Source organism: Paludisphaera borealis, from assembly GCF_001956985.1.
Classification (GTDB): domain Bacteria; phylum Planctomycetota; class Planctomycetia; order Isosphaerales; family Isosphaeraceae; genus Paludisphaera; species Paludisphaera borealis.
Map to the genome: position 1 here is coordinate 2,928,018 of NZ_CP019082.1, position 24,257 is coordinate 2,952,274.

Annotated in this window: 18 protein-coding genes; 10 read left to right on the forward strand and 8 right to left on the reverse strand. The window is 66.2% G+C overall.

The genetic code is table 11. The features are described from left to right. The first annotated feature begins 259 nt into the window (after positions 1-259). From BSF38_RS11365 to BSF38_RS11380, 4 genes are all read left to right on the forward strand, one after another. Positions 260-889 (forward strand): TetR/AcrR family transcriptional regulator, encoded by a 630-nt coding sequence (locus tag BSF38_RS11365; protein ID WP_076345674.1) that lies wholly within the window; start codon positions 260-262, stop codon positions 887-889. After that, a complete protein-coding gene (locus BSF38_RS11370; RefSeq protein WP_076345676.1) occupies positions 886-2,271 on the forward strand; it encodes an efflux RND transporter periplasmic adaptor subunit in 1,386 nt (461 codons plus the stop codon). Before BSF38_RS11365 ends, BSF38_RS11370 begins: the two co-directional genes overlap by 4 nt. Positions 2,272-2,470: 199 nt before the next feature. Further along, entirely contained in the window at positions 2,471-5,638 is a 3,168-nt protein-coding gene (locus tag BSF38_RS11375) for an efflux RND transporter permease subunit (RefSeq protein WP_076345678.1), read from the forward strand. A 236-nt stretch (positions 5,639-5,874) separates the two neighbouring features. Beyond that, a complete protein-coding gene (locus BSF38_RS11380) occupies positions 5,875-6,090 on the forward strand; it encodes a hypothetical protein (RefSeq protein WP_076345680.1) in 216 nt (71 codons plus the stop codon). A 70-nt stretch (positions 6,091-6,160) separates the two neighbouring features. On the opposite strand, the gene BSF38_RS11385 is transcribed toward BSF38_RS11380, so the two are convergent. After that, positions 6,161-7,036: a hypothetical protein gene (locus BSF38_RS11385; protein WP_076350768.1), complete on the reverse strand. Its 876-nt coding sequence runs from the start codon at positions 7,034-7,036 to the stop codon at positions 6,161-6,163. A 553-nt stretch (positions 7,037-7,589) separates the two neighbouring features. Here BSF38_RS11385 and BSF38_RS11390 point away from each other — a divergent pair. Next, the gene (locus BSF38_RS11390; protein ID WP_076345682.1) at positions 7,590-8,789 is read left to right on the forward strand and encodes a HEAT repeat domain-containing protein; all 1,200 of its coding nucleotides are present in this window, start codon (positions 7,590-7,592) and stop codon (positions 8,787-8,789) included. A gap of 102 nt (positions 8,790-8,891) precedes the next feature. Here BSF38_RS11390 and BSF38_RS11395 read toward each other — a convergent pair whose 3' ends face one another. The 3 genes from BSF38_RS11395 to BSF38_RS11405 all read right to left on the reverse strand — a co-directional run bounded on the left by BSF38_RS11395 (position 8,892) and on the right by BSF38_RS11405 (position 12,249). Beyond that, complete coding sequence (locus tag BSF38_RS11395; RefSeq protein ID WP_168189363.1) at positions 8,892-9,914, reverse strand: DUF1570 domain-containing protein; 1,023 nt, start codon at positions 9,912-9,914, stop codon at positions 8,892-8,894. 97 nt (positions 9,915-10,011) lie between these two features. Beyond that, positions 10,012-11,022: a coiled-coil domain-containing protein gene (locus BSF38_RS11400; protein WP_145952079.1), complete on the reverse strand. Its 1,011-nt coding sequence runs from the start codon at positions 11,020-11,022 to the stop codon at positions 10,012-10,014. Positions 11,023-11,100: 78 nt separating this feature from the next. Next, positions 11,101-12,249: a hypothetical protein gene (locus BSF38_RS11405; protein ID WP_076345688.1), complete on the reverse strand. Its 1,149-nt coding sequence runs from the start codon at positions 12,247-12,249 to the stop codon at positions 11,101-11,103. 239 nt (positions 12,250-12,488) lie between these two features. On the opposite strand from BSF38_RS11405, the gene BSF38_RS11410 reads away from it, so the two are divergent. From BSF38_RS11410 to BSF38_RS11420, 3 genes are all read left to right on the forward strand, one after another. After that, positions 12,489-13,220, forward strand: coding sequence for a 3-keto-disaccharide hydrolase (locus tag BSF38_RS11410; RefSeq protein ID WP_076350770.1), 732 nt, complete (start codon positions 12,489-12,491; stop codon positions 13,218-13,220). Between the two features lie 101 nt (positions 13,221-13,321). Next, the gene (locus tag BSF38_RS11415) at positions 13,322-13,933 is read left to right on the forward strand and encodes an ECF-type sigma factor (RefSeq protein WP_076345690.1); all 612 of its coding nucleotides are present in this window, start codon (positions 13,322-13,324) and stop codon (positions 13,931-13,933) included. Next, entirely contained in the window at positions 13,927-15,768 is a 1,842-nt protein-coding gene (locus tag BSF38_RS11420; RefSeq protein WP_076345692.1) for a serine/threonine-protein kinase, read from the forward strand. Before BSF38_RS11415 ends, BSF38_RS11420 begins: the two co-directional genes overlap by 7 nt. Positions 15,769-15,799: 31 nt before the next feature. On the opposite strand, the gene ribF is transcribed toward BSF38_RS11420, so the two are convergent. Continuing rightward, the gene (gene ribF, locus BSF38_RS11425) at positions 15,800-16,747 is read right to left on the reverse strand and encodes a riboflavin biosynthesis protein RibF (protein WP_076345694.1); all 948 of its coding nucleotides are present in this window, start codon (positions 16,745-16,747) and stop codon (positions 15,800-15,802) included. A gap of 126 nt (positions 16,748-16,873) precedes the next feature. On the opposite strand from ribF, the gene BSF38_RS11430 reads away from it, so the two are divergent. Further along, positions 16,874-18,070, forward strand: a complete 1,197-nt coding sequence (locus BSF38_RS11430) for a Gfo/Idh/MocA family oxidoreductase (protein ID WP_076345696.1) — start codon at positions 16,874-16,876, stop codon at positions 18,068-18,070. Positions 18,071-18,079: 9 nt separating this feature from the next. Here BSF38_RS11430 and BSF38_RS11435 read toward each other — a convergent pair whose 3' ends face one another. Together BSF38_RS11435 and BSF38_RS11440 are read right to left on the reverse strand one after the other, a co-directional pair. Further along, positions 18,080-19,111 (reverse strand): hypothetical protein, encoded by a 1,032-nt coding sequence (locus tag BSF38_RS11435; RefSeq protein ID WP_076345698.1) that lies wholly within the window; start codon positions 19,109-19,111, stop codon positions 18,080-18,082. Between the two features lie 19 nt (positions 19,112-19,130). After that, a complete protein-coding gene (locus BSF38_RS11440) occupies positions 19,131-21,002 on the reverse strand; it encodes a hypothetical protein (protein WP_076345700.1) in 1,872 nt (623 codons plus the stop codon). A 489-nt stretch (positions 21,003-21,491) separates the two neighbouring features. On the opposite strand from BSF38_RS11440, the gene BSF38_RS11445 reads away from it, so the two are divergent. Further along, positions 21,492-23,111: an FHA domain-containing protein gene (locus BSF38_RS11445; RefSeq protein ID WP_076345702.1), complete on the forward strand. Its 1,620-nt coding sequence runs from the start codon at positions 21,492-21,494 to the stop codon at positions 23,109-23,111. Positions 23,112-23,156: 45 nt separating this feature from the next. Here the strand turns inward: BSF38_RS11445 and BSF38_RS11450 are convergent, their stop codons facing one another. After that, positions 23,157-24,116 (reverse strand): AAA family ATPase, encoded by a 960-nt coding sequence (locus tag BSF38_RS11450; RefSeq protein WP_076345704.1) that lies wholly within the window; start codon positions 24,114-24,116, stop codon positions 23,157-23,159. Positions 24,117-24,257 lie beyond the last annotated feature (141 nt).

Here is a 24,257-nt window from a genome sequence, read left to right on the forward strand (position 1 = left end):
CGATGCCGTGGAAATCCTCAACACGCCAGCCGCAGCCGGGCTGGACCCGATTCGCCGTCGATTGTACGCTCCCGGACGACGCATCGAGAGGAATCACCCTCGCAAACCACACACCCCCAACCATCCGCCCCTCTCCTCCAGATCGACCTTGACGGTTTTTCGGGGCCCCTCAATAATACCTACCGCTCGGTAGACGAACTACCTACCGTTCGGTAAACCCACTTGTTCGGCTACCCTCTCGATCTCGGAAGGTGTCTCAATGGCGTCGTCGCCGGTGAATCCGGGGGCTAGTGAAGTGGCGCGGCACATCGCCCGGGTGGCGGCGCGATTGTTCGCCGACCGGGGGTACGACGCGACGTCGGTGCGTGAGATCGTCGAGGCGGCGGGGGTGGCGAAGCCGACGCTTTATTACTACTTCCAGAGTAAGGAAGGGTTGGCGAAGGCGTTGATCTCGATGCCCCTGGAAGGCCTGGTCGAGCGGCTCAAGCTGGCCGTGGAGACCGAGGTCGACCCGGTGCGCTGTCTGGAACAAGTCCTCGAAGCACACTTCGCGTTCTGCCGCGACGATCCCGATCGCATGCGGTTCTTGTACGCCTTGCTGTTCGGTCCCAAAGCGTCGGGTATGGCCACCGACACGGAGTGCTGCAAAGTCGACCTCAAGCGGTGGACGGAGGCGGCGGTGCGTCGTTGTGCGGAAGCCGGGGTCATCCCCGGCGACCGGGTCGAGGCGTGCATGACGATGTGCCGCGGGATGATCGTGATCTCGACGGTTGATTTCTTGTACGGCGATAAACCTCTCGGTGAGGACCGTGCGCGCGTGCTCGTCGCGGACCTACTCCGAGGATTTGACGTTCGTCGCGAACGCGACGGCCGGGATGATCCCTCATGAAACATCGATACGCGGTGATTCTCGCCCTGGGCGCGGCCGTGGGCCAGGCCGGATGTTCCCACGAAGGGGCCAAGGTTTCGTCCAAGGCCGACCTCGACGCCAAGCCGGTTCCCGTCACGGTCGCGCCGCTCGAACGGCGGACGGTGGAACGGACGATCGAGGCCGTCGGCTCGCTCCGGGGCTGGGAGCAGGTGACCATCGGCGCGAAGCGGAGCGGAAAGGTCCTCAAGGTCTACCATGACATGGGCGACCGGGTCCGTCCCGACGAGCCGCTGGTGCAACTCGATCCGATCGACGCCAAGCTCGCCTTCGACGTCGCCCAGTCGAGGTATCTGGCCGAGTTGGTCAAGCTCGGGATCTCCGCCGAGGAGGCCGACGAGTTCATCAAGCGGTACGGCGTCACCGAGGCCCTGATCCGGGGCAAGCAGGCCGAAGAGGCCATCGGTCAGGCGCCCGCCGTCAGGCAGGTGCAGGCTGCCATGGAGAAGTCGCTCCAGAACCTCGCCCGCCAGCGTGCCTTGAGCAAGAAGGGGGCGGGTACGGCCCAGGAGCTTGGCGACCAGGAGAACGACTACCAGGCGGCGATGGCCGCCTACGATAACGCCAAGGCGACGGCCCGCAACGTGATCGCCATGGCGATCGCCAACCGCATCGCCCGAGATCAGGCCCAGCAGACCATGGCCGACCTGACGATCCGTTCGCCGCATCCCCAGGTCGCCCCGCCGATCCCCGGCCGTCCCGATGCCACCGTCTACGCCGTCACGCAGCGGTCGGTCTCCGAGGGCCAGATCCTCAAGGAAGGCGACGCCGTCTACGACCTGGTCATCGAGAACCCGCTACGGCTCTGGACCAACGTTCCCGAACGGTACACGACGTCGCTCCGCGCGGGCCAGCCCGTGCGGGTCTCGGTCGCCTCGCATCCGGGGAAGGTCTTCGAAGGCAAGGTGGCGCGAATCAATCCCTCGGTCGATCCGACCAGCCGGACCTTTCAGGTGGAGACTCAGATCCCCAACTCCGAGGGTCTGCTGCGCCCCGGCGGGTTCGCCAAGGCCACGATCATCACCGACGCCACGGCCCGGGCGGCCGTCGTCCCCATCGAATCGATCATCCAGTTCGCGGGCGTCACCAAGCTGTTCCTCGTCGAGAACGACAAGGTCCGCGCGATCGACGACCTTGTGCTCGGCAAGGAAGGATCGGGCTGGGTCGAGGTCTCCAGCGCCTCGCTGCCGGAGACGGCGACGGTCGTGACGACCGGCCAGTCGCTGCTGGCCAACGGCACCTCCATCGTCGTTCGCGCTCCCGCGCCCGACGCCGGACCGAAACACAAAGCCGACGAGACGCAACACGCCGCGGCCGAGGCGAAAGCGCCGCCCGCGCGATAGCCCGAGTTCCAAAAAAAACGATGCGAACACGCCTTCTCCCGCAAGGGGCGAAGGGAAGAAGTCTTCGCCCAAGACGCCGCTCCGAATCTCGCTCGAAATCAACCGTTCCGAGAGTACGAGAACCCTTGACCCGCGTGTCGGCCCAGACAGGCGTCTCCGCCGTCGATCGGCCGCCGCCGACTCATCCACCGGATCTCCCATGACGCTCTCCGACATCTGCATCAACCGCCCCGTGTTCACCTGGGTCCTCGTGGCCATTCCCCTGGTTCTGGGGATCGTGTCGTACAACGAGTTGGGGGTCGACCTGTTCCCGAACGTCGACTTTCCGGTCTGCACGATCACGACCGTCCTCCCCGGCGCGAGCGTCGAGGAGATGGAGACCACCGTCACCAAGCCGATCGAAGACATCATCAACACCGTCTCGGGCATCGACGAGCTGCGGTCGATCACCCAGGAGGGGGTCTCGATCGTCACGGCGCAGTTCCTGCTCTCGAAGAACGGCGACGTGGGGACGCAAGAGGTGCGCGACAAGGTCAATACGATCCTCTCCGACCTCCCCGACGGCACCCAGCCGCCGATCATCGACAAGTTCGACACCGGGTCGATGCCGGTGATGACGATCGCGATCTCCGGCCGTCGCGACTTCCGCGAAGTCACCGAGATCGCCCGCCGGCAGATCAAGGAGCGGCTCGAAACGGTCTCCGGCGTCGGCGCCATCAACCTGGTCGGCGGCCGGATCCGCGCCATGAACGTCGTCGTCGACACTGACCGGCTCGCGGGCTTCAACCTGTCGGTCGACGACGTCCGCCAGGCCTTGGTCCGTCAAAACCTCGAAGTCCCCGGCGGTCGCGTCGATCAGGGGCCTCGCGAGTTGGTCCTGCGCACGCTCGGGCGGCTCACCACGGCGAGCGAGTTCAACAACTTGATCATCGCCAACCGCAACGGCTACCCAGTCCGGGTCCGCGACGTCGGCAAGGCCGTCGACTCGAATGAGGAACCCCGCACGCTCGCCCGACTCGACGGCGACGGCGCAGTCAGCCTCGTCGTCCAGAAGCAGTCGGGCGTCAACACCGTAAAGGTGGTCGAGGACGTCAAGAACCGGCTCGAAAAACTCAAGGCCGCGCTCCCGCCCGACATCTCGATCGAGATCATCCGCGACCAGTCGCGGTTCATCAAAAAGTCGATCGAGGAGGTGAAGTTCCACCTGCTGCTGGCCGCCGTCTTGGTCTCGGCCACCATCCTCCTGTTCATCCGAGACTGGCGGACCACGCTAATCGCCACCGTCGCCATCCCGACGTCGATCATCCCGACCTTCATGTTCATGCGATACATGGGCTTCACGCTCAACAACATCACGATGCTCGGGCTGATCCTGGCCATCGGCATCGTGATCGACGACGCGGTGGTGGTTCACGAGAATATCTTCCGCCACATGGAGGAAGACGGGATGGACGCCATGGAGGCGTCGCGCAAGGGGACGCGCGAGATCGCCCTGGCGGTCCTGGCGACGAGCCTCTCGCTGATCGTCATCTTCCTGCCGATCGCCTTCATGGGGGGGATCGTCGGCCGGTTCTTCTCCAGCTTCGGCCTGACGGTGGCCTTCGCCGTCGCCATGAGCCTGTTCGTGTCGTTCACGCTCACGCCGATGCTTTGCAGCCGGTTCCTCAAGCTCGAAGCCGCCGAGCCGGGCCACAACCACCAAGTCAAATCGAAGTCCGGCTTCTTCTACCGGATCGTCGACGGCGGCTATGTCGGCCTGCTCCGCGGAGCGCTCCGGTTCAAGTTCCTGGTGGTGATCCTGACGATCCTGGTCATCGGCAGCACGGTGCCGATCGGCAAGAGGATGGGGTTGTCGCTGATCCCGCGCGACGACCAGAGCGAGTACGAGATCACCGTGACCACCCCCGAGGGCTACAGCCTCGAGCGCAGCACGAAGCTCTTGAGCGAATTGGAGAACCGCGTCTGGAAGCTCAAGGGGACCGAACACGTCTTCACGACGATCGGGCAGACGGAAGGGGGCCGGTCGATCAAGGGCGAGGGGGACGTCACCCGCGCCACGATCTACGTGCGCATGACCGAGCTTGAAGAGCGCGAATACACCCAGTTCGCGGTTCAGCAGGAGGCCCGCGACTTCCTCGTCGACTACCCCGATCTCCGCGTGAGCGTCAACGACGTCTCGGCGTTCCAGGGAGGCCGGCGCGCCCAGACGTTCCAGGTCAATCTCGCGGGCCCCGACCTGGAGAAGCTCGCGGGCTACGCCGAGCAGTTCATCGGCGAACTCAAGAAGGAAGGGAACCTCGTCGACCTCGACACGACGCTCTCCCTTCGAAAGCCCGAGGTTCAGGTGCTCGTCGACCGCGAGGCCGCCAGCGACCTGGGAGTACCGGTCGGGACCGTCGCCGATACGTTGCGAGTCCTGGTCGGCGGCCTGCCGATCACCAAGTTCCGCGACGGCGAGCAGCAGTACGACGTCTGGCTTCGGGCCGAGGCCGAGGAGCGAGCGGCCATCCAGGAGCTTTACCAGCTTACGCTGCCGTCGCCGACCGCCGGCCTCGTCAAGCTCGCGAGCCTCGCCAAGCTGGTCGACGAGCGCGGGCCGACCGAGATCGAGCGGCTCGGGCGGGAGAGGATTGTGACGGTCCTCGGCAACCCCGAAGGCATCGCCCTCGGCGAGGCCGTGAGCCGCGCCGAGGCGATCCTGAAGGGGATGAACCTCCCCCCCCAGTACACGTACATCTTCACCGGCCAGGCCAAGACGCTCGGCGAGACGGGCTACTACTTCTTGATCGCGTTCGCCCTCTCGTTCACGTTCATGTACCTGATCCTGGCGGCGCAGTTCGAGAGCTGGATGCAGCCGATCGCCATCCTGATGGCGTTGCCCGTCACGATCCCCTTCGGCATGCTCTCGCTCGTCCTGTTCAATACGCCGATGGACCTGTACGCGATGTTCGGCCTGTTCATGCTGGTGGGGATCGTCAAGAAGAACGGCATCCTCCAAGTCGACGCCGCGAATCAGCTTCGAGCCAAGGGCAGGTCGCGCTACGACGCGACCATCGAGGCCAACCAGACGCGGCTGCGGCCGATCCTGATGACCACCGTCATGCTCGTCGCGGCCATGGTGCCGATCGCCTTGGGCCAGGGCCCCGGCGCGGGAGCCAGGGCCAGCATGGCCAAGGTCATCATCGGCGGCCAGATGCTCTCATTGATTCTCGCGCTGCTGGTCACGCCGGTGTTCTACGTCCTGCTCGACCAGTTCGTGAACCTGACGCGTCGCATGGGCCTTCGGTTCTCCGTCGAGCCGACCCCGCCGTCGCAGACCGCGGCACACGCGATCAAGCCGACGGCCGACGGCGTGCAAGCGGCCTGATCCGAGCCGAGCCTCGCCGATCCCAACACAGAGCCCGGACCGAGGTTCACGCCCTCGGCCCGGGCTTTCGCCGTATTGGGCTCTTGCCGGCGCGTGGCCGCCCAGCGGCGACCGGAATCGCCGCCTGCTCGAATTCCATGATTTCGCCGCAATCCGTCCAAGAAAAACCAGGCGGAAGCGAAAAAGAAGTGGTCGACTAAACGCACCGCTTCCTCGATCACGAAGGATGTCCGATCATGACGCCAATGGTCGTCGAGTACAACATGATGACGACTCTTATCCAGCACATCCCATGGTTCGCCTGGATCGCCCTGGCGGCGATCGCGTGTGGAACCCTGAGCGCCATCGTGAAGATGATCATCGTCCACAGGGAGCGGATCGCGATGATCCGCTGTGGGATGGACCCGGACGCCCCGGGTCGCAAGGCGATCTACGAGGAACTTAACGCCTGAGCAAGACCGCGCCGGAGCGGGCCGTCCTGGATCGATCGGCCGTGGCCCGCTCCGGGGTCTCTCTTACACTTCAGCGTCGTCTCGTATCGGCGGTGGCTTCGTTGGGGTTGGTCATGACCACCGGGCGGCCGTCCGAGGCGTTCGGCTTTCGATTCTGGGCGACGATCTCTCGGAACCGCTCGCGAGCTGGTTCATCGGCCTCGTTCTGCTTCATCGCGACGTCCGTGGCCCACGTGGGGTACATGACCACCAACCGGCTCATCAACGACACGAACTGCCCTGCCTCACGCACCTGGTCTTCGAGCACGCGTTCGATCACCGGGCGGACCGTGCGAGCCAGCGTCTTCCAGCCCTTCGAGTCGACCTTCACGAACGCCTCGACGTCGTGCTGGACGTACGGCTCGCGGTTGACTTCGCGATAATAGCCCGTGTGCAGCACCAGAACGATCCGGGCGTCGATCTTTGCGTTGCCGCGCGGGCTGACGTAGCTCAGGTAAGCCAACAGCACGTGGACCTTCGGCGTGCGAAGTACGAAGTCCCAGGTCGCCGTCGAGCCCGAGCCGTCCTCGCCCTGATAGCGGTTGGGCCCGATCCGCTTGACCTGCACGGGCGACTCCGCAAGGTCTTTCCAAAGCGCCAGGGTGATCGATGGTTCGTTCACCAGCGACATGTAAAGCCCGGCGTTGCACGGGAACGACTCGGCGTCGCCCTGCCGGTGAAACGTGTGGTCGCGGATCACCTCGCTGACCGATTCCCGAAACTCGGCCGGAATCTGATCGAGCGGGACCACCTGCGCGGGATCGACCCGCGACCACCCCAGCCCCGCCGCCCGGGCCGACGACGTCGAAGTCGACGGCGGCGTGATCGAGACCGCGAGCATCAGCAAGAGGCCAAGGCCGAAGCCTCCCCCTACCGAGCGTGATCGGCTGTTTCCAGGTCCGCTCATGAATCGCTCCGTCGCCGCGCAGCCGCGCATGGCACCGCGGTACTCCCGGGACTCCTCTCCCGAGGCCGCGCTCCTCCTATCCACAGACTCTAGGATCGGCCGATCGCCCCCTCTTTCCTTACCCTCTCCTGAGTAAACCAGGCAATCTCCGCACCGAGAGATAAAATAGGAGGCCTGGGCAACCCATGCAGAGGAAGTGCGGTGATTGAAGCGACCACGCACGCGTTTCCGTAATTGGCTCGGCTGCCGCAGACACAGTCCGTTTCGAGGTTCTGGTCTTCGTCGGCAGGCGAGCCGGAAAACTGAAGAGAAAACGGAAGTGATCTTGCTCTACAAGCGATTCTCAATATGATCCAGCCCGATGACGGAAACGTGCAGTCCGCCGTGGAAGGCGGGCGAAACGTCCCTCGAATCGCGCCGGCTGTCCAGTTCGCACGTCCTAACGGAAGCCGTCGAGCGATTTCCCGTCGCGGCCGCAGAGCCGGGATCGGGACGTTCCAATCGAGCACGCGGGAATCAAGGAGTTGGTTCCGGTCTACGCAGGGAGGCAAGCATGCCAGAGCGACGTCGGGCGGGGCTTTGGGTTACGGGCGTCTTGGCATTCACCGCGGCCGGAGCGGGACTGTTCTTCGTCTCCTCCGCGCGGCGGCGACCGCACGAGGCGGCGCGGGGGACGGCGACGGTATCGGCCGTGGCCGACGACGGCAGCTCGCGGGAGGCTCTCAACCAGGGGCTCCGCGGCGGTGATCTCAAGGCGCTGGGGATCTTGCAGCAGCGGGTCGCCGACGCGAACAACGCTCCTCGCAACGCGCTGAGCGAAGCCGAGGGCGGACAGTGGCTGGAAACCTTGAACTCGCTTCGCGCGGGGTTCCTGAGCTTCAACCCCGCGGGGCGGGCCACATCGGCGATCATCGCCGCCTCGGTCCTTGAGAAATTCAGCGCCGAGCCGGCCCCCCCGCAATGGATCGAGGCGCTCAAGCCGCTGCACGACATCTACACGGCGAGCCTGTCCGACGCCGAGGGATTCGTGCGATTCACGGCGCTCAACGAGATCCGCCGGTTCTGGGTCTGGATGCCCGGACGGTCGCTCACGCCGGCCGAGGAGCAGAACCTGGCCGACTGGAAGGAAGGGCTGCATCGCCCCGTGCTTCGATGCCTGGCCAGCGACGACGGCCGCACTCGGATCGCTGCGATCAACACCCTCGGCTATCTCCCGGTCGACGCCGCGGCCGCGCCGGCCGTCGCCTACCTCGACGATACGGCCACCGATGTTCGCCGTCAGGTCCTGCTCTCGTTCGCCGGCCGGCCCGGCGTCCTGAACGAGGACATGCTGCTCAAGCGGCTTCATGACACGGACGAAGCCATCCGCGAGGCCGCCAAGACCACTCTCAAGGTGCGCGGGCTGAGCGACGAGCTGATCAGCCTGGGGGGTCTCATGACCAGCCCCAAGGCCGACCAGCGGGCCTCGGTGATCGCGCTCGTCAAGGACCGCAACGACATCGACCCGATCGTCTGGTTGCTCCAGCTCTCGCACGACGCCGACGAATCGGTCCGGATTCACGCCGTCGAGGCCCTGGGCGCCCAGAAGTCGCAGACGGTCTCGGTCAAGCGACGGATCGTCGAGATGGCCCGCTCCGACCGCTCGCAGCAGGTCCGCGACGCCGCCACCAAGCTGATGCCGTCGCCCGAAGAGACGACCGCCTCGCTGCCCCCCCTGCCCGGCTCGTCGATGCTCAACCCCAAGGCCAACTGAGCGCGGCCAGCTCCGACGAATGCGACCGAAACACGGCGTGGACGGCCTGGAGATTCCCTCTCCGGTCGGCCCACGCCGTTCTCGCTTTCGAAGCGATCCGATTCAGAGCGATCGAAGTAGACGGATCGAATAGGCCTTCAGGGCACGGTCAAGGGCGGCGAGATCGCCCAGGTGTTGCTTGGCGTCGTCGAGCCGGTGCGCGGTGGTCTTGCGCGTCCGGATCGCGTTCAGGTAGTCGCGGAACTTGGGGGTGAACTCCGCGTCGTTCAGCAGGAAGTGGACCAGGAGCCAGCTCTGGGCGTAGGCGAGGCTGACCCGCACGACGAGCCCTTCGCGGATGATTGCGTCATTGACGATCAAATCATGGAGCGGAATCCAGTCGGTGACCCGCTGAAGCTTGGCCAGATCGTCGAGCCGTCGCAGGTTGATCCTCCCGAGCGCGCTGGGGCCGATCACCTTGCGGGGTTCACCGTAGGTTCCGAGCCCCTCGATGATCGAGACCGGTACGTCGCCGGAACGATTGAGAAGGCCGGTGTTGAAGGTGAGCTGGTGAGTCCCCTCGTGGGCGACGGTCTGAACGTTGAGGTGCGACGACCGCGCGGCCATCGGCACGTTGCGCCAGTCGAATACGTTCAGCAGGTTGGTCGACCGGTCGTAGGCGCCGGTCATCTGGGCCCCGATCCCCTTCGAGGCCGCCTCCGGCAGAGAGGGCATGCGGAAGAATTTGCCGAACGAGCGATCGTCGCGGAACACCAGCAGGATCAACGACCGCTCGGGCGCGTGAATCTCGAAGCCGCGATCCTTGAAGTGCCGCAGGTAAGCGACCGCAAGCTGCTCGCAGTCGCCGAGGATCGACTTCATGAACACGTCGGCCGCGTCGCCGACCGCCTGGTAGTGCGCCGAGTCGAGCCGGTGGACGCGGGTGATCCCCGCCTTCTCAAGCTTCCGCTCGACCTCGGCGAGGTCGGAATCCTTGATCTCGATCGGCGGCTTGTCCTCCTTTTTCACCGCCTGAGGCGCGGCAAGGACGGCGTCGCCGACGAGCATTCCCGAAACGCCCAGAGCCGTCGCCCGGATCCACTCACGCCGGCTGAGATCGCCGGCCATCGCATCCAGTCTTCTCATCGCCTTGATCCACCCGTCCCAAAAACACTCGGATCCCGCCGCCCCTTCCTTTCTCGTAGCGTACCATCGCCCCCGCGCCGCGTCGGCGCTATGGCCGTCACTTTTCGCTCTTGGGCGTCCGGGCGGCCTCCGTGTCTTGAAGCAGTACATGGACCCTTTCGCCGAGCTGCTCGAAGTCGACGTCGTCGGAGAGCTGTTCGGCCTTGTCGAGAGCGGCTCTCAACTTCGCCGTCTGGGAGGCGAGTCTCTCATCCCAACTTTGGCGTTCCTTGGGATCGGCCGGCGGGCTCTCCTTCAACTGGGTTTGCAACGTACTCTCCAATGCAACGGCTTCGTCCAGGGCCGAGAATAGGGGCGCCCGGTTCGGCTTTTTTCGCTTCTTGGCGAGTTCAGCCCGTTGCTTCATGAGTGCGAGGTCCTCATTGAAAGCCTCGAGGCTTTCCTTCTTGATCAATTCATCGGCGAGCGCTTTTTCGACCTCGACTTGCAGCTCCTTCGTCCGTTTCGGCTTTTGATATGCTTCGAAGCTCTTCAGCTTGCCCTGGGCCTGTTCCAGTTCGATCTGATACTTCGGAATTTGAAGCTGTGCAGCCCTCAACGATTGCTGGAGGTTGTAAACGGTCGTCATCTCGTAGATCTGCGTCGGCTCGAACTTCTGCAACTTCTGGAGGGTCGCTTCGATCTTGTCGACCATCGCCTTCGCTCTGGCTGCCGAGTTCTCAGCGAGACGGATTTCGCCCATGATCGTCGCGCGGTCCAGAACGGCGATTCCCTCCTCGTATTCGTTAACCCTGATCTCGGCGACCTCGCGCGCGAGCTTGGCCTGCTGGTACGCCGCCTCCTCGCCTCGTTGCTCGATTCCGCGATTGATCAACTCGTCCTCCAAGCCCCTCTGCACCGGCCGCTGCGCGTTCAGCGCAGCTTCGGCGAGCTTCCGGATTCGCAGTCGAACGTCGCGATTAAGTTCTTCGAGGCTGATCGGCCCGATGCGCGGCTTGTCGTCCTGAGCGGCGAGCCGCGCCGGAGCGATCATCGCCGCAGCCAGCATTAGGCCGATCCAGACGAGACGACGTGATGATCGCGGACTGTCGAAACGAGATGACGCCATGGTCGACCCCCTGGGAGTAAGGATGGAACGCGCAGAGGATCAGCCCTGGAGATCCCCAAGCGCCACGATCACGCCTCATCATTTTTCCTTGCCATGGGCCTGCATCTCTTTGAACCGCTCGATCTCCGACTCGGTGAACCCCGCCTTCCTTAAGATCGCGTCACGCTGTTCCGGCGCCGACGAGAAGAGGGCTTTGCGATCCTCGGGAGCGATCGCACGCAGCCGCTCGAGAAGCGATCCCGAACCCGCGCGTTGAGCCTCGTGGATACTGCGGCCGAGTCGTCCGAAATCGATGTCGTCGCGGAGTTGCTCCGCGTTGTCGAGCCCGGCTCGCAGCCGACTTGACAGGGTGCTGGACTTCTCCTCCCAGCCTGCGCGATCCTTGGGATCGGCCGGCGGGCCTTCCTTCAATCGCGCCTGGAGTTCAGCCTCCAGTCCGATGATCTCGCCCAGCGCCTTGACGACAGGAGCCCACATCGATTCCTGCGGGCTCTTAAATAATTCGATCGCCCGTTTCCGGCTCGCGATCTGGTCTCCCCTCAGCTTCAGGGTCTGCTCTTTCGCGAGTTCGTCGGAGTACGCCCTCTCGACGTCGCTGCGCAGCTCCTTGATCGTCTTGGCCTTGGTGAACTGGTCGAGCACGATCAGCTTGCCCTGGGCCTGCTCAAGCCCAAACTTCTCCTTCTCCAGCGAAAGCTGCGCCGACTCCACCATCGCCTCGACGCCGTCAGCTCTCATGAACTCCAAGATCGACGTAGGCTCGATCTGCTTCGCCTTCAGGGCGATCGCCTCGATGCCGCGCAGGTTCTCCTCCGCACTGCGGATCGCAGCCTCCGCGAGCCGGATCTCGGCCTCGAGCTTCGCGTGTTCCAGCGGCGCGGCGACCTCTTTGTATTCCCTGCTCGCCAGCTCGGCGATCTCGCGCGCGAGCTTGGCCTGCCGGTAGACGGCCTCCTCGCCTCCCCCTTTGATCCTGGGACCGATCCGAATCTCTACGGACTCTTGCCACCGTTTCTCATCCGCCAACACCGCCTCGGCCAGCTTCCGGATTCGCAGTCGGATGTCGCGGTGGAGTTCTTCGAGGCTCATGAGGCCGGAAGACGGCTTCGGCGGCTTGTCGTCCGGCGCGGCGAGCGAAGGCGGCGCGAGCATCGCCGAGGCCAGCAAAACGCCGATCCAGACGGGTCGCCCCGTTGATTGTGACCATTCGAAGCGAAACGCGCTCATCGTGAGACCCCTGATAGGTCGAGGCGTGCGAGGCGGACGGGACGTGCAAGCATAAACCGAAGCGAACAGCGGTTTCAAGCATGCACGAATTTTTTCGATCGTTTCGGGACCGCCGCCCAGATCGACGCTCGGAGATCGACCGGCGGCCGTTCTTGGATTAGCATCAAGGGACGCGGGCCGACTTCTCTCGGTCCTCGACGCTCTGGTCTTTGCTAGACTCTTGGTGAATGGAGACGGTCATGACGACGTCGCTGGCTTCCTCGCGCAACGGCCGCCTCACGCTTCGATTGTCGATCCTCGGCGGCCTCGCGGTCTGCGTTCTGCTGGGGGCGTTCGCGGGCGCTCGGGCCGTCGGCGAGGAGCCGGCCGAGAAGCCCAAGGCGATCGTCCTGTTCGACGGCAAGACGCTCGACGGCTGGAAGAAGACCGACTTCTACGGCGCGAAGGACGTCGACGTCCGGGTCGCCGACGGCGCGATCGTCCTGCCGCTGGGCAAGTCGATGACCGGCGTGACCACGACCCGGACCGATTTGCCGAAGACGAATTACGAGCTGACTTACGAGGCGATGCGGACGGAAGGGGTCGACTTCTTCGGCGCGGCGACGTTTCCGGTCGGCGGATCGTTCCTCTCGTTCGTCAATGGCGGCTGGGGCGGCCACGTCACGGGGCTTTCCAGCCTCGACGGCGCCGACGCCTCGGAAAACGAGACGACCTACAGCCATGCCTACAACAACAAGACCTGGTACCGGTTTCGAATCCGGGTGACCGATCAGGCGGTCCGGTGCGCGATCGACGACAAGGAGATCATCGCGGTCGACGTCACGAATCGCCACCTCAGCACGCGGGTCCAGGTGCGGGCGAGCCAGCCCTTGGGTTTCGCCACCTGGGAGACCGCCGGGGCCGTCCGGAACATCCAGATTCGCCCGCTCACCGCCGCCGAAGTCGCCGCCGCTAAGGTCGTCGAGCCCTGAACCGACCCGGCCGGGGCGCGGCGTGGTACACTGGAAATTCGCAACGGCGAACGTCGCGCCGAGCCTTGCCGGCATCCGGTTCGAGCACGTCGAGGGGATCGATGGGGGACGAAGACCGAGGCTCGGTGACCCACTGGCTGGGCGATTTGAAGGTGGGCGACATGACCGCCGCCCAGCCCCTCTGGGAGCGCTATTTCGGCCAGCTCGTGGTCCTGGCCCGGGCCAAGCTCCGTCGGCTGCCTCGGTCGGGCGCCGAACAGGACGAGGAAGACGCCGCGCTCTCGGCGTTCAACAGCTTCTGCGCGGGTGCCGCGCGCGGCAAATTCCCCAAGCTCGACGACCGTGAAGACCTCTGGAAGCTTCTCGTCGTGATCACCGCGCGCAAGGCCTTCGCCCAGGCGGGACGCCAGCGCCGGCTCAAGCGCGGCGGCGGCCGGATCGTTGAGGAAGGCGATTCGAACGTGAAAGGGCTCGACCTGGTCGCCGGCCCCGAGCCGACCCCCGAGTTCGCGGCGATGGTCGCTGAGGAGTACCGGCGGCTGCTCGACGCGCTCGAGGACGACGGTCTCCGCGAGGTCGCCGTCCGCCGCATGGAAGGTTTCACCTGCGACGAGATCGCCGACCGGCTCGGCTGCGCGCGCCGCACCGTCGCGCGACGGCTCGACTTGATCCGCCAGACGTGGCTCGACCGCGACGGGGAAGCCTCATGCTGAACAGCCACCCCGAGGGACTTCACGGCGCCGACGCCTCCGACGCGCTGGCGACCGCTCGCCAGGTGCACCGAGTCTGCGAGCGGTTCGAAGCCGCCTGGCGCTCCGGGCCTCGCCCGCGCATTGAGGACTACCTCGAAGGGGACGAAGGCCCCTGCCGAACGCGGTTGGTCGAGGAGCTGATTGCCCTCGAAATCGAGCTGCGGCGAAGCCAGTGCGAACATCCCACGATCCACGAATACCTGACGCGCTTCCCCGATTTCTCGGAAGTCGTAGGCGGCCTGTTCGGTCAGTCGACCACGATCGGCCTGTCCCCCGATCAAACCGTGATCTGGCCCCCCATCCAGTCGACCTTGAACGACTCCGAACCGGTCGGCGACGTTTCCGAGAAATCGTCGCACCGATCCTCGCCGCCGTCGCAGGGGGAGCGGTTCGGGAAGTACGAGCTGCTCTCGGAAATCGCCCGGGGGGGGATGGGCGTGGTCTACCGGGCGCGCGATACGGTCTTGAACCGGGAGGTGGCGGTCAAGATGATCCTCTCCGGCTCGCTGGCCACCGATGTCGAGCGGGCGCGATTCCGCCGCGAGGCCAAGCTGGCCGCGAACCTCGATCACCGCAACATCGTGCCGATCCACGAGGTCGGCGAGCAGGACGGCTTCCTTTACTTCACGATGCGACTGGTCGAAGGGGGATCGCTGACGGAGCGAGTGGACTCGTTCGGCAGCGATCCGCACGCGGCGGGCCGGTTGATCGTGGTGCTGGCCCGGGCGATCCACTACGCCAACGATAAAGGCTTCGTCCACTGCGACCTGAAGCCGTCGAACATCCTGATGGACCGCGACGGCGTCCCCCAGATCACCGATTTCGGCCTCGCCCGCCAGGCATCCACCGATAGCTCGCTGACGGCGTCGGGGGCCGTGCTGGGAACGCCCAGCTACATGGCGCCCGAGCAAGCGTCGGGCCAGCGCGAGGCGATCAGCCCCGCGACCGACGTCTACGGCCTGGGGGCGATCTTCTACGAACTGTTGACCGGCCGGCCGCCGTTCCGCATGCCGACGATGATGGAAACGGTCCTCCAGGCCCTCTATAACGAACCGACGCCCCCCCGCGAGCTTCGCCCCGAGCTGCCCCGCGAGCTGGAGAGCATCTGCCTGAAATGCCTGGAGAAAGCGCCGCAAGACCGCTACCCCTCGGCCGAGGCGCTCGCCGACGACCTGGTCCGCTCCCTTCAGGGCGAAACGATCGACGCCACCGGAACCCTGCGCAAGCTAAGGCGATGGACCCGACGCGAGCCCGAGGTCGTTTCAAGGCTCGCCGGGCTGGGACTCGTCAGCCTGCTGACGGAATACAACTTCCACGTCGGATCGTCGAACCCCGACCCCGTCGCCCACGTTCGCGTGCAGACGGTCCTGGCCTTGTGGGCCGGCCTGACGCTGCTGTTCCAGCGACTCCATCGAAACGGCTGGGATTCCGACCCCGTTCGCCGGCTCTGGTCCACCGGCGACATGGTCTGCCTCACGCTGCTGCTCTGGATCCTGGATGGCCAGTACACCCCGCTGTTGATCGGCTATCCTCTCATGATCGCCGCGTCGGGCCTCTGGTTCCGGGAAGGGATCGTCTGGTTCACGACCGCGCTCGCGATCTTCGGCTACCTCACGCTCTACCTCCGCGCCGGCCTCGACTGGAGCCGCGGAACGCCTGCCTGGATCGGGCCCGACGTCTTGCCTTATGCGAACATCTATATTGCTTGCCTGGCGCTGACGGGCTTCGTGGTCGCGCGCATGGTCAAGCGGTTCCTGGTCATCAGCCAGTATTACGAGATCCGCCGCAATGCCTGACCGCCCCGCGAGCAACGGCGCTTCGAGATCGTCAGGGGTTCGCGGCGAGGCGTCGCGCGGCCTCGACGTCGAGGCGGATCTGGCCGAGCAGGTCGTCGAGGCCGGCGAACGTCCGGGTAGGCCGCAGGTGTTCGAGGAAATCGAGTTCGACCGTCCGGCCGTAGAGGTCGCCCTTGAAGTCGATCAGGTGCGCCTCGACCTTGCGGACCTGCTCGCCGAACGTGGGGTTCGGGCCGATGTTGCAGGCCGCCGGCCAGGACCGGGGCTCGTCGCCGGGATCGTCGCCGGGGACGAGGGCCGTCGCGGCGTAGACGCCGTCGCCAGGGATGAGCGTGTCGACCTCCTCGAGATTGGCCGTGGGGACGCCGATCCCCGCGCCTCGGCCCGCGCCGTGGCTGACGACCCCTCGAATCCGGTACGGCCGTCCGAGCAGCCGGCGGGCCTCGGCGACGTCGCCGTCGACCAGCGCCTCGCGAATCCGCGACGACGAGATCAGCCGGCCGGCGTCGAACGTCGGCTCGGCGACGTCGAAAGCCAGGCCCTTCTCCGCACACCAGCGGCCCAGGGTCTCGACGTCTCCGCGACGATCGCGGCCGAAGAAGAAGTTGGGCCCCTCGACGAGCCCGCGCGCGGCGAACTGGCCGAGGATCACTTGCTCGAAGAACGCGCGGGCCGAGAGTTCGAGCAGCCAGGGACCGGTCCGAAAGACGGCCACCTCCGACGCGCCGGCGGCCTTGAGCAGCTCGTACTCGCGCTCTTGCCAAACGAGCGGCAACGGGGCCTTGTCGGGGCGCAGCAGGGCGACCGGGTGCGGGTCGAACGTCACGGCGACGGCCGGGACGCCGGCCGCGTCGGCCTGGCTTCGCAGTTCGGCGATCAGCCGACCGTGGCCGCGATGGACCCCGTCGAAGTTGCCGATCGTGACATACGCCCCACGGGCCGAGGCCGGAAAATCGCGGACGTTCTCGATCGTGATCACCGACGCGTTTCCCCGCCCCTTTGGAATCGAACTCCCCGCTCGCGCATCACGATTATCGCCAGACCGCGCGAGCGAGGTCAATGCGGACCGGCCGGCGACCTTACGCCCTGAAGGACTCTCTCCACGATGAAGATCTTGATAATCGGCGACGGCGACGATGAGCGAGCCTGGGCCGAGTGGGCGATCGAGCAAGACGACCTCGACGTGATCGCCGTCCAACCCGGCTTTGCGGGAGGGTCTCCGTTCGACGGCTGCGCGATCGCCGATCTCGACGAAGCTCTGGCCACGCCGGGGCTGGACGCGGCGATCGTCGGCGGCCCGATCGAGCAGCGGGCGGAAGCCCTCCGACGCGCGGCGGCCGAAGGGCTCGCAACCCTCTGCCTGCACCCGCCGGGGCTGGATTCCGAAGCCTATTATCAGGTCGCGATGAGCCGTCACGAGACCGGGGCGGTGGTCGTCCCCGACCTGCCGCTACGGCTTCACCCCGGAGTAGGCCGGTTGCAGGAAGTGATCGCCGCCGGGACTCTGGGCGCGTTCCGGGCGATCCGCCACGAGTCGCCGGCCGAGGCCGACGAAAGCCTCGTCCGCGTCGGCTTCGCCCGGGCCGTCGACGTCGTCCGGGCGTTGCTCGGCGAGGTCGAGGCGCTCACCGCCAACGGCGACCCGCCGGGGGTGAATCCCAAACACGAGCTGATCGTCCAGCTTCGCGCCGAAGCGGGTCGACGGGCGGAAATCCGGCTTTCGTCCGAACCGGGCGAGACGGCCCGGCTGATGGTCGTCGGCTCGAACGGCTCGCTCACTCTTGAATACGACCCGCACTTCGAGTCCCCCGCGCGGCTGATCCAGCGAGCGTCGGCCCGTGACGCCGAGCTGACGACGGACCTCGGATTCTGGGATTCCCACGCCGCCGTCTTCGACGTGCTGCGAGCCTCGCGGGCGCTCGCGCCCGACGCCGACGTCCGCCTCGCGCCCGCGCCGAGCCTTCACGACGGCACCCGGTCGATGGAGCTGACCGAGGCCGTCGTCCGCAGCCTCCGACGGGGCCGGACGATCGACCTCCACTACGAGCGGATCAGCGAGGCCGCCAGCTTCAAATCGATCATGACCTCCACCGGCTGCATGCTCTTGCTGGGCTCGCTGTTCGTGCTCCCCCTGGCCCTCGCCGGCCCGGCGCTCGGGTTCAATTGGACGATCTACATCGCCTATCTGATCCTGCCGATCCTGATCCTGTTCACCGCCGTCCAGTTGCTCCGGTTCGGCATCAAGCCCGAGCCGACGCACGACGTCGGCGACGACCTCGACCAGCCGTCGCCGTCGAAATGAAAGCCGGGGTCACGCCGCCTTCCCCGCCCCGCCGGGGACGACGCCCGGAAGCTCGCGGAAGCTGTCGAGGCTCTTGCGAAGGGTCGGCGCGAGGGCCTCGAACCGCTCGGTTTCGAGCGTGTATTTGACCTCGTAGTCGAACCGGTCGCCCCGGAATTTGCGCTCGATCACGGTCATCGAGAACGGTCCTCGGCGCGTGCGGACGATGGTTTCGAGGGCCTCGATCTTGCCCTGGGGGACCACCTGGCACGAGACCAGCTCGCTGTTCGGGTCCTCTTGCTTGAGGAGCGCGGGGAGTTCCTTGGCCTGCTCGTCGAGGCTCAACTTGCTGTGCGCATGGGCCAGGACCAGGACGTTGTCGGACCAGACGCCATGCGACGGCCCGTTGGCGAACAGGAGCGCGACCTCGCTCGGGGCCAGCACGGGGCTCCAACCCTCGGGCAGGTCGAGCGTGAACTTGTACTCGCGCTGGACCCAGCGATTGGCGCTCCGGGTCAAGAGGTCGGCGCCGGTATTGGGGGGTGAGAACGTCGTCGCCGCGACGAGGGCGTCGAACGCCGGGCGGGCCGTCGCGTACACGGCGTCCTCGACGTTGAGCGTGAAGCTGTAGAGCTGCCGGTGCGCGACAGTTCGCACGACGACCTCCCTCCAGAACCCGCCCGTCGCCGGATGGAACTCCCAGATGGTCTCCAGCCGCTCCCCCTTGTCGTCCTTGACGATCCGGTTGACGGCGAGCTTGCCGTTGGGCCGGCCTCGGTCGCGCGCGTTCCGGTCGATCCGCGTCCGGTAGTCGTCGAGGCTCGACGGGGCCAGGCCCAGTTCGCACGCGGCGACCCCCGGACGGTCGGCGTCGTTCTGGGCGATCAGGGCGACGAACACCTGGTCGTCCTTTTCACGCACGGCCAGCGGCCACGCCTTGGGCAACTTCGTGGCCACGCCGTACTTCGGGGCGTCGAACGGCTCGGTCGCCGACAGATCGACGGCCGCGGGCTGCTGCGTCAGAACCTGAAGCGCGAGCAAGACGACCAGCGGGCTGGGCATGATCACCGATCCTTTCCCATCACTGCTCTCGGATGTAATCGGCCGCATACGAGCGGACGTGCTTGCCGTTGAGGACGTGGAACGTGCGCAGGCGTTCGATTATCTGTCCGCTGAACCGCTTGAGCGGCAGGTGGACGATCTTGCGGCCGTACTTGCGAGCCAGCCGACGCCAGGCGGCCGGCGGCGGTCCGGGGCTGACCACCGCCACGTGTCGATCTTTACTGTGCAGGAAGGCCGAGGCGAGCAAGGTCTCTTCCAGGGTCTCGACGCTCCGCAGCCTCGGGTCGGTCCAGATCTCGGGGATCGGCCGGGGCGGATAGAGAAACAGAGCGCCGCCGTACTGGGCCTCGGCGATCCCCGGCCCCACCAGGTTCGTCATCGGGTCGGTGGCGTAGAAGGCGAGCGTCGATTCCTCGGAGTGCTCGGCGTACCACGTCGCGCGGTTGGTGTAGAGCTTGGGGTCGGCGGGGACGTCGAAGAGGAAGACGACCACCTCGATCGAACCCCGGCCGGGCGGGATCACCTTCACGTAGACGTCGCCGGTGTGCCAGTTGCGCAGAGTTTCGCGGATGTCGATGCCGTCGCGCACGCTCGTGGTGAACTTCTCCGACTTCACCAGGTCGGCGCCGAGGATCGCCCGCGCCTGGTCTTTCACATGGCGGTGAAAGCTCTCGATTCGATCGTCCTCGGGAGGCCAGGAGCACATCCCGTACGGGTCCCAGCGCTGCCGCCAGCGCTTCTGTTCGCGCTCCAGCGGCCGGGGCCGAAGCTCGCACGACCGCCACGAGACGGCTTGCCCCGGAAGCCGGCTGACCATCGCGCCCAGTCCCCAGCCCGGTACGTCGGCCTGGTCCACGCCCATCCGAAGCGGTTCGGGGTCGCCGAACGCGTCGGCGTCGACCTCGTGGCCGGCATAGGCGTATTCACGGGCCGTTTCGGCCACGGCCAGGGCGAAGTCGTCGCCCGAGGTCTGCTTGGCCGCCAGCACCAGCGTGAACAGGTCGGGGGTCAGCCGGCGCTCGCTCAACGCCAGGTTGCGGACGTACCGGAAATAGGTCCCGAGCAACTGCGGCGTGATCCGCTGCGCGATCCTGGGACGCTCGACCCGCAACCGCTCGCGCGCCTGGAGGATCAGTTCCTTGACGCCGTCGACCGAGAGGTTGTCGTCGGGCGTCAGCTCGGCTCGCCCGCGCTCGTACAGTGCGGTTATGAACGGCAGCTCGCCCAACAGAAAAAGCAAGGTCTTGGGATCGGCCTTGAAGGAGGACAAAGGCGCGAAGAACGGCTCGGCCTCGGGGGGATCGATCCGTCGCTGGTAGGCGTCTCGAATCCAGGGCCAATCGAGAATCGAGCACACCAGGAGGATGCGCCGGTATCGCCGTTGCAGGTCGTGGAGCCGGGCGGCCATCCAGGCGATTCGACCGACCTGCCATTCGGACGGCGGCGGGGGGGTCGCCGGCAGGATCGCGGCCGAGAACCGTTCGGGGGTCACGGTCTTGAGCGCGTACGGGTCGGGGAAAACGCCGTGAACCGCCTCGAAGTACGGGGTTTCCCGATCGATGAACGCCCGCGCGATCCGCTCGCCGATCGCCGTCCGCAGCCCGGCGATCACCCCCTGGCAAGGGTCGATCGGGACGTAGCTGAAGCCGTCGCCGCCGTCGTCGCGGTCGACGTCGCGCTGAACGACGACCGAAATCGCCGGCAGCCGCTCGACGCCGGCCTCGACCTCGTCTTGAAACGACGGGGGCAACGGCACGGCGAGGCAGTCGTAGGGTCGCGCCAGCAACTCTTCACGAACGCGGATCGCGCAGTCGCCCGAGCCGTGGACGATCGGCAAGACCCGGATTCCGGGTCCGATCGTCAGAAAATCGTCCGCGGTGGGCTGCGACATGGCGACCGCCGTTCCTCTCCTCGACCGAGTCACTTCCGCAAAGAGACAGTGTAGCGTCGGCGCCCGGCCGGGGCGACGCCAGACGCGCGGCGGTCGAGCCATTCGGGTCGGGTCATTTCAGGCTCCGGGAAATCCAAAACAAATTGGGACGGACGCTCGCGGAATATCGCTGACTGACAGTGTGAGGAACGGCAGGCCCCACCGCCCGAAGTGATCGCCAAGACCGTCCGGGCCCGTCCGTCATTCGCACCGCCTGTCCTGGGCGGAATCCTCCCGTGAAGTCCTCCCGACCACCTCGGCCGGGACGACCTTCTCTCCAGGGATCGTTCCCTCGTTTCGGCGGATGCGCGGTGTGTGCGCTCCGGCTGAGCCGCGCTCTATTTCCATGGATCGAGGTCGGGAGCTCCGCTCCGCGACCTTCGAGCCGCATTGCGCTCTTATTTCGATTCGTTAACGTGTTTTCGCCACCAGTCGTCGAGGTCGGGTCTCATGGCTCACTCTGAAATTGCACTCGCGACGGGGCCCGAAGCAACAGAAGGCGAAACCCGGCCGGCGCGCCTGATCAGCCTGAAGGCCGTGAAGAACGACCGCGTCCACGACCGTCGCCTTGAGGATTGGATCGCCGGCAACCTCGACGCGCAGACCGAACGCCCCGAGACGAATCTCTGGAACCAGTTGGTGGGCGCCTTGCCGACGGCCCGCCGGACTCCTTCCCAGGTCAAGAGCACGGACCGTGGATTCAAATCGCGGGGGACCTGGAATCGGTTCAGCGTGGCGTACAAGCGAGGGATCACCGTGGTCCGGCTCACGGACCGAGCGCTCGTCAAGCAGGCCGAGATTCGCGAGCTGGCCGACGATCTCGACGACCTGATCGGCGTCGGGAACCAGCGGGTCGTCCTCAACTTCTCGAAGGTTGAGCGGCTGGGAAGCTGGATCGTCGCGGCGGCCGTCGACGCGCATCGTCGTTGCGAGGCGGCCGAAGGGGGCCGGCTCAAGGTCTGCGGTTTGACGCCGCAGCTGGCGGAGATTTTCGAGATCATCGGCATGGGTCGGCGGATCGTCCTTTGCGACGACGAGCAAGCCGCGATCGACGGCCCCTGGCCCGCCTCCCCGGGGCCGCGCGCCTTGCCCGTCGATATCCTTGAAGCCCTGGTGAACGCCTCGATCGTGCCTCCCTTGCAAGGCGGCTCGCCCGTCGAGAACCCAGGCGCCCACGCGTCGGCATCGGCGCCCGCGAGAGCGAGTGGGGCGGAGACGATGGAAGGCAAGGTCTGGCTGCGGGTCGAGTACGGCGGTTCAAAAGGGCGGATGATCGCCGTCGCCGGCAACTCGTTCGTCGTCGGCCGCGATCAGGGCAGCCACTTACGACTGGGGTCTCCCCACGTCAGCAAGCGACACGCGGCCGTCGAGATCCGGGGCGCCCGGGTCTTCCTCCGCGACCTCGGCAGCACCAACGGCACGATTCTCAACGGCGAGCCGCTCCGCGCCGCCGAGTCCGAGCTGCACTCGCAAGACAAGATCCTGATCGGCCCGGTCCGCTGCAAGATCTGGATCGGGCTGTCGCGAGCTGAGATGGAGTTCGTCGGGGCCCTCGCGCCTGCGACGGTCCACGGCGATTCCCCGCCCTCGGAAGCCGCCGCCGCGCCGGCCGACCCGTTCCCGACTGAGAACCTGACGGCGCTCGGAGCCCTGAACCAGGCTTCCAACGCCGACGACGACGCCGGCGTGCGCATTAAGTGCGAGGTCGTCCAGAACGTCCTCGTCGTCACCCCAATCGTGACGGACCTCGAAGGCGAGGAGCCCAACGAGGCGCTCCGGCTCAAGCTGCACGAGCTGTCGGCGCAGCCGCTGCCGCGACGGGTCGTCGTCAACCTTGAATTCGTCGGCCGGCTCACACGACAGACGATCGGCGTCTTGCTCGCCCACCATCTCCGTCTCGACCGCGTGGGGGGCGCTTTGCGGATCTGCGAGGCGCATCCCCGGATCATGGCCCTGCTCGACCAGGTGCGTCTGACCATGCTCGTCGACTGCTACCCGTGCCTCGACGAGGCCGTCCTCGCCGCCTGGACGGCCCACGCCTCAACCGACGCCTCCCCGACGGACTGCTGACGGCTGGCACCGGACTTGCGGGTAAAGAAACCCGGCGTCACGTGATCAGTCTTCGTCGTCGTCCTCTTGGGCGTCCGGGTGCAAATCGTCGTCGGGATCAAAGAACAGGTCGCCCAGACCGAGCGGCGCGTGCCTCTCCCCCATCGATCCGCGCTTGCGGCGCGCGAGGTCTTCGAGGTTCACGGCGTCGTCGCCGAGGACGCATGCGAGCGCCTCGCGCCAGGCGGCGTCGCGACCGAGCGGATGGTTCGTGTCCTGCGCCATCCGCTTAATGGCGTACCGCAGGATGTTGAGCCCGTCGCGCGGCGAGAAATCGAGCTTCAGCTCGTGAGCCTGCTGGAGGAACTCGACCGTCAGGGCCAACAGGTCGGTCTCGGCGAACGGAAGGTGGTACTTGAGGATCGCCATCTCGTCGTCGCGGGCCGGGAAGCCGAGGGTCAAGGTCGGCTGCAACCGCGACAGGATGTAGTCGGGGACTTCATAGGTCGATTCGTCTTCGTTCATCGTCACGCAGACGCGGAAGTCGGGATGGGCGTGGAGCGTGATCCCGGCCACGACGCTCTCGGCGTACCGCCTGTGGTCGAGCAACGGCGCGAGGCTCGCCCACGATTTCTCGTTCATCCGGTTCCCCTCGTCGAGCACGCAGACGCCCCCCACGAGCATCGCCGTGACCAGGGGCGAGGCGTGGTAGGCGATCTTGCCGTTCTCGGCCAGGACCGGCGTGACCAGCAGGTCCTCGGGGCGGGTGTCGGCGGTGCACTGGGTGATATAGAGCGGCTGACCGCGGAGCTTGGCGGCGGCCATCGCGAGCGTCGTCTTGCCGATACCCGGCGGACCGATCAGCCGGGGCGAGAGCGGTCGATCGCGGGGATCGACCACCAGCCAGCAGGCCGACAACTGCCGCAAGACTTCGTCCTGGCCGATCCAGCTCTGGTCGGTCGCGTCGGGCTCGCCCAGGTGGAGAACCACGCCGCCGACTTCCACTCGCTTCCTGACGTCGTTCATGGGCAAGGTGTTCCGTAGTCCCGTCGCGGGCGTTGCGCCGCGTTCTTGTGGATTTTCATGCATCAATCGTCCCGGCCGTCGTGTTATGCTCACGAGTGTAATCGTTTCCGACGCGGGGAGCGAGCCAGGCCGCCAGCGACG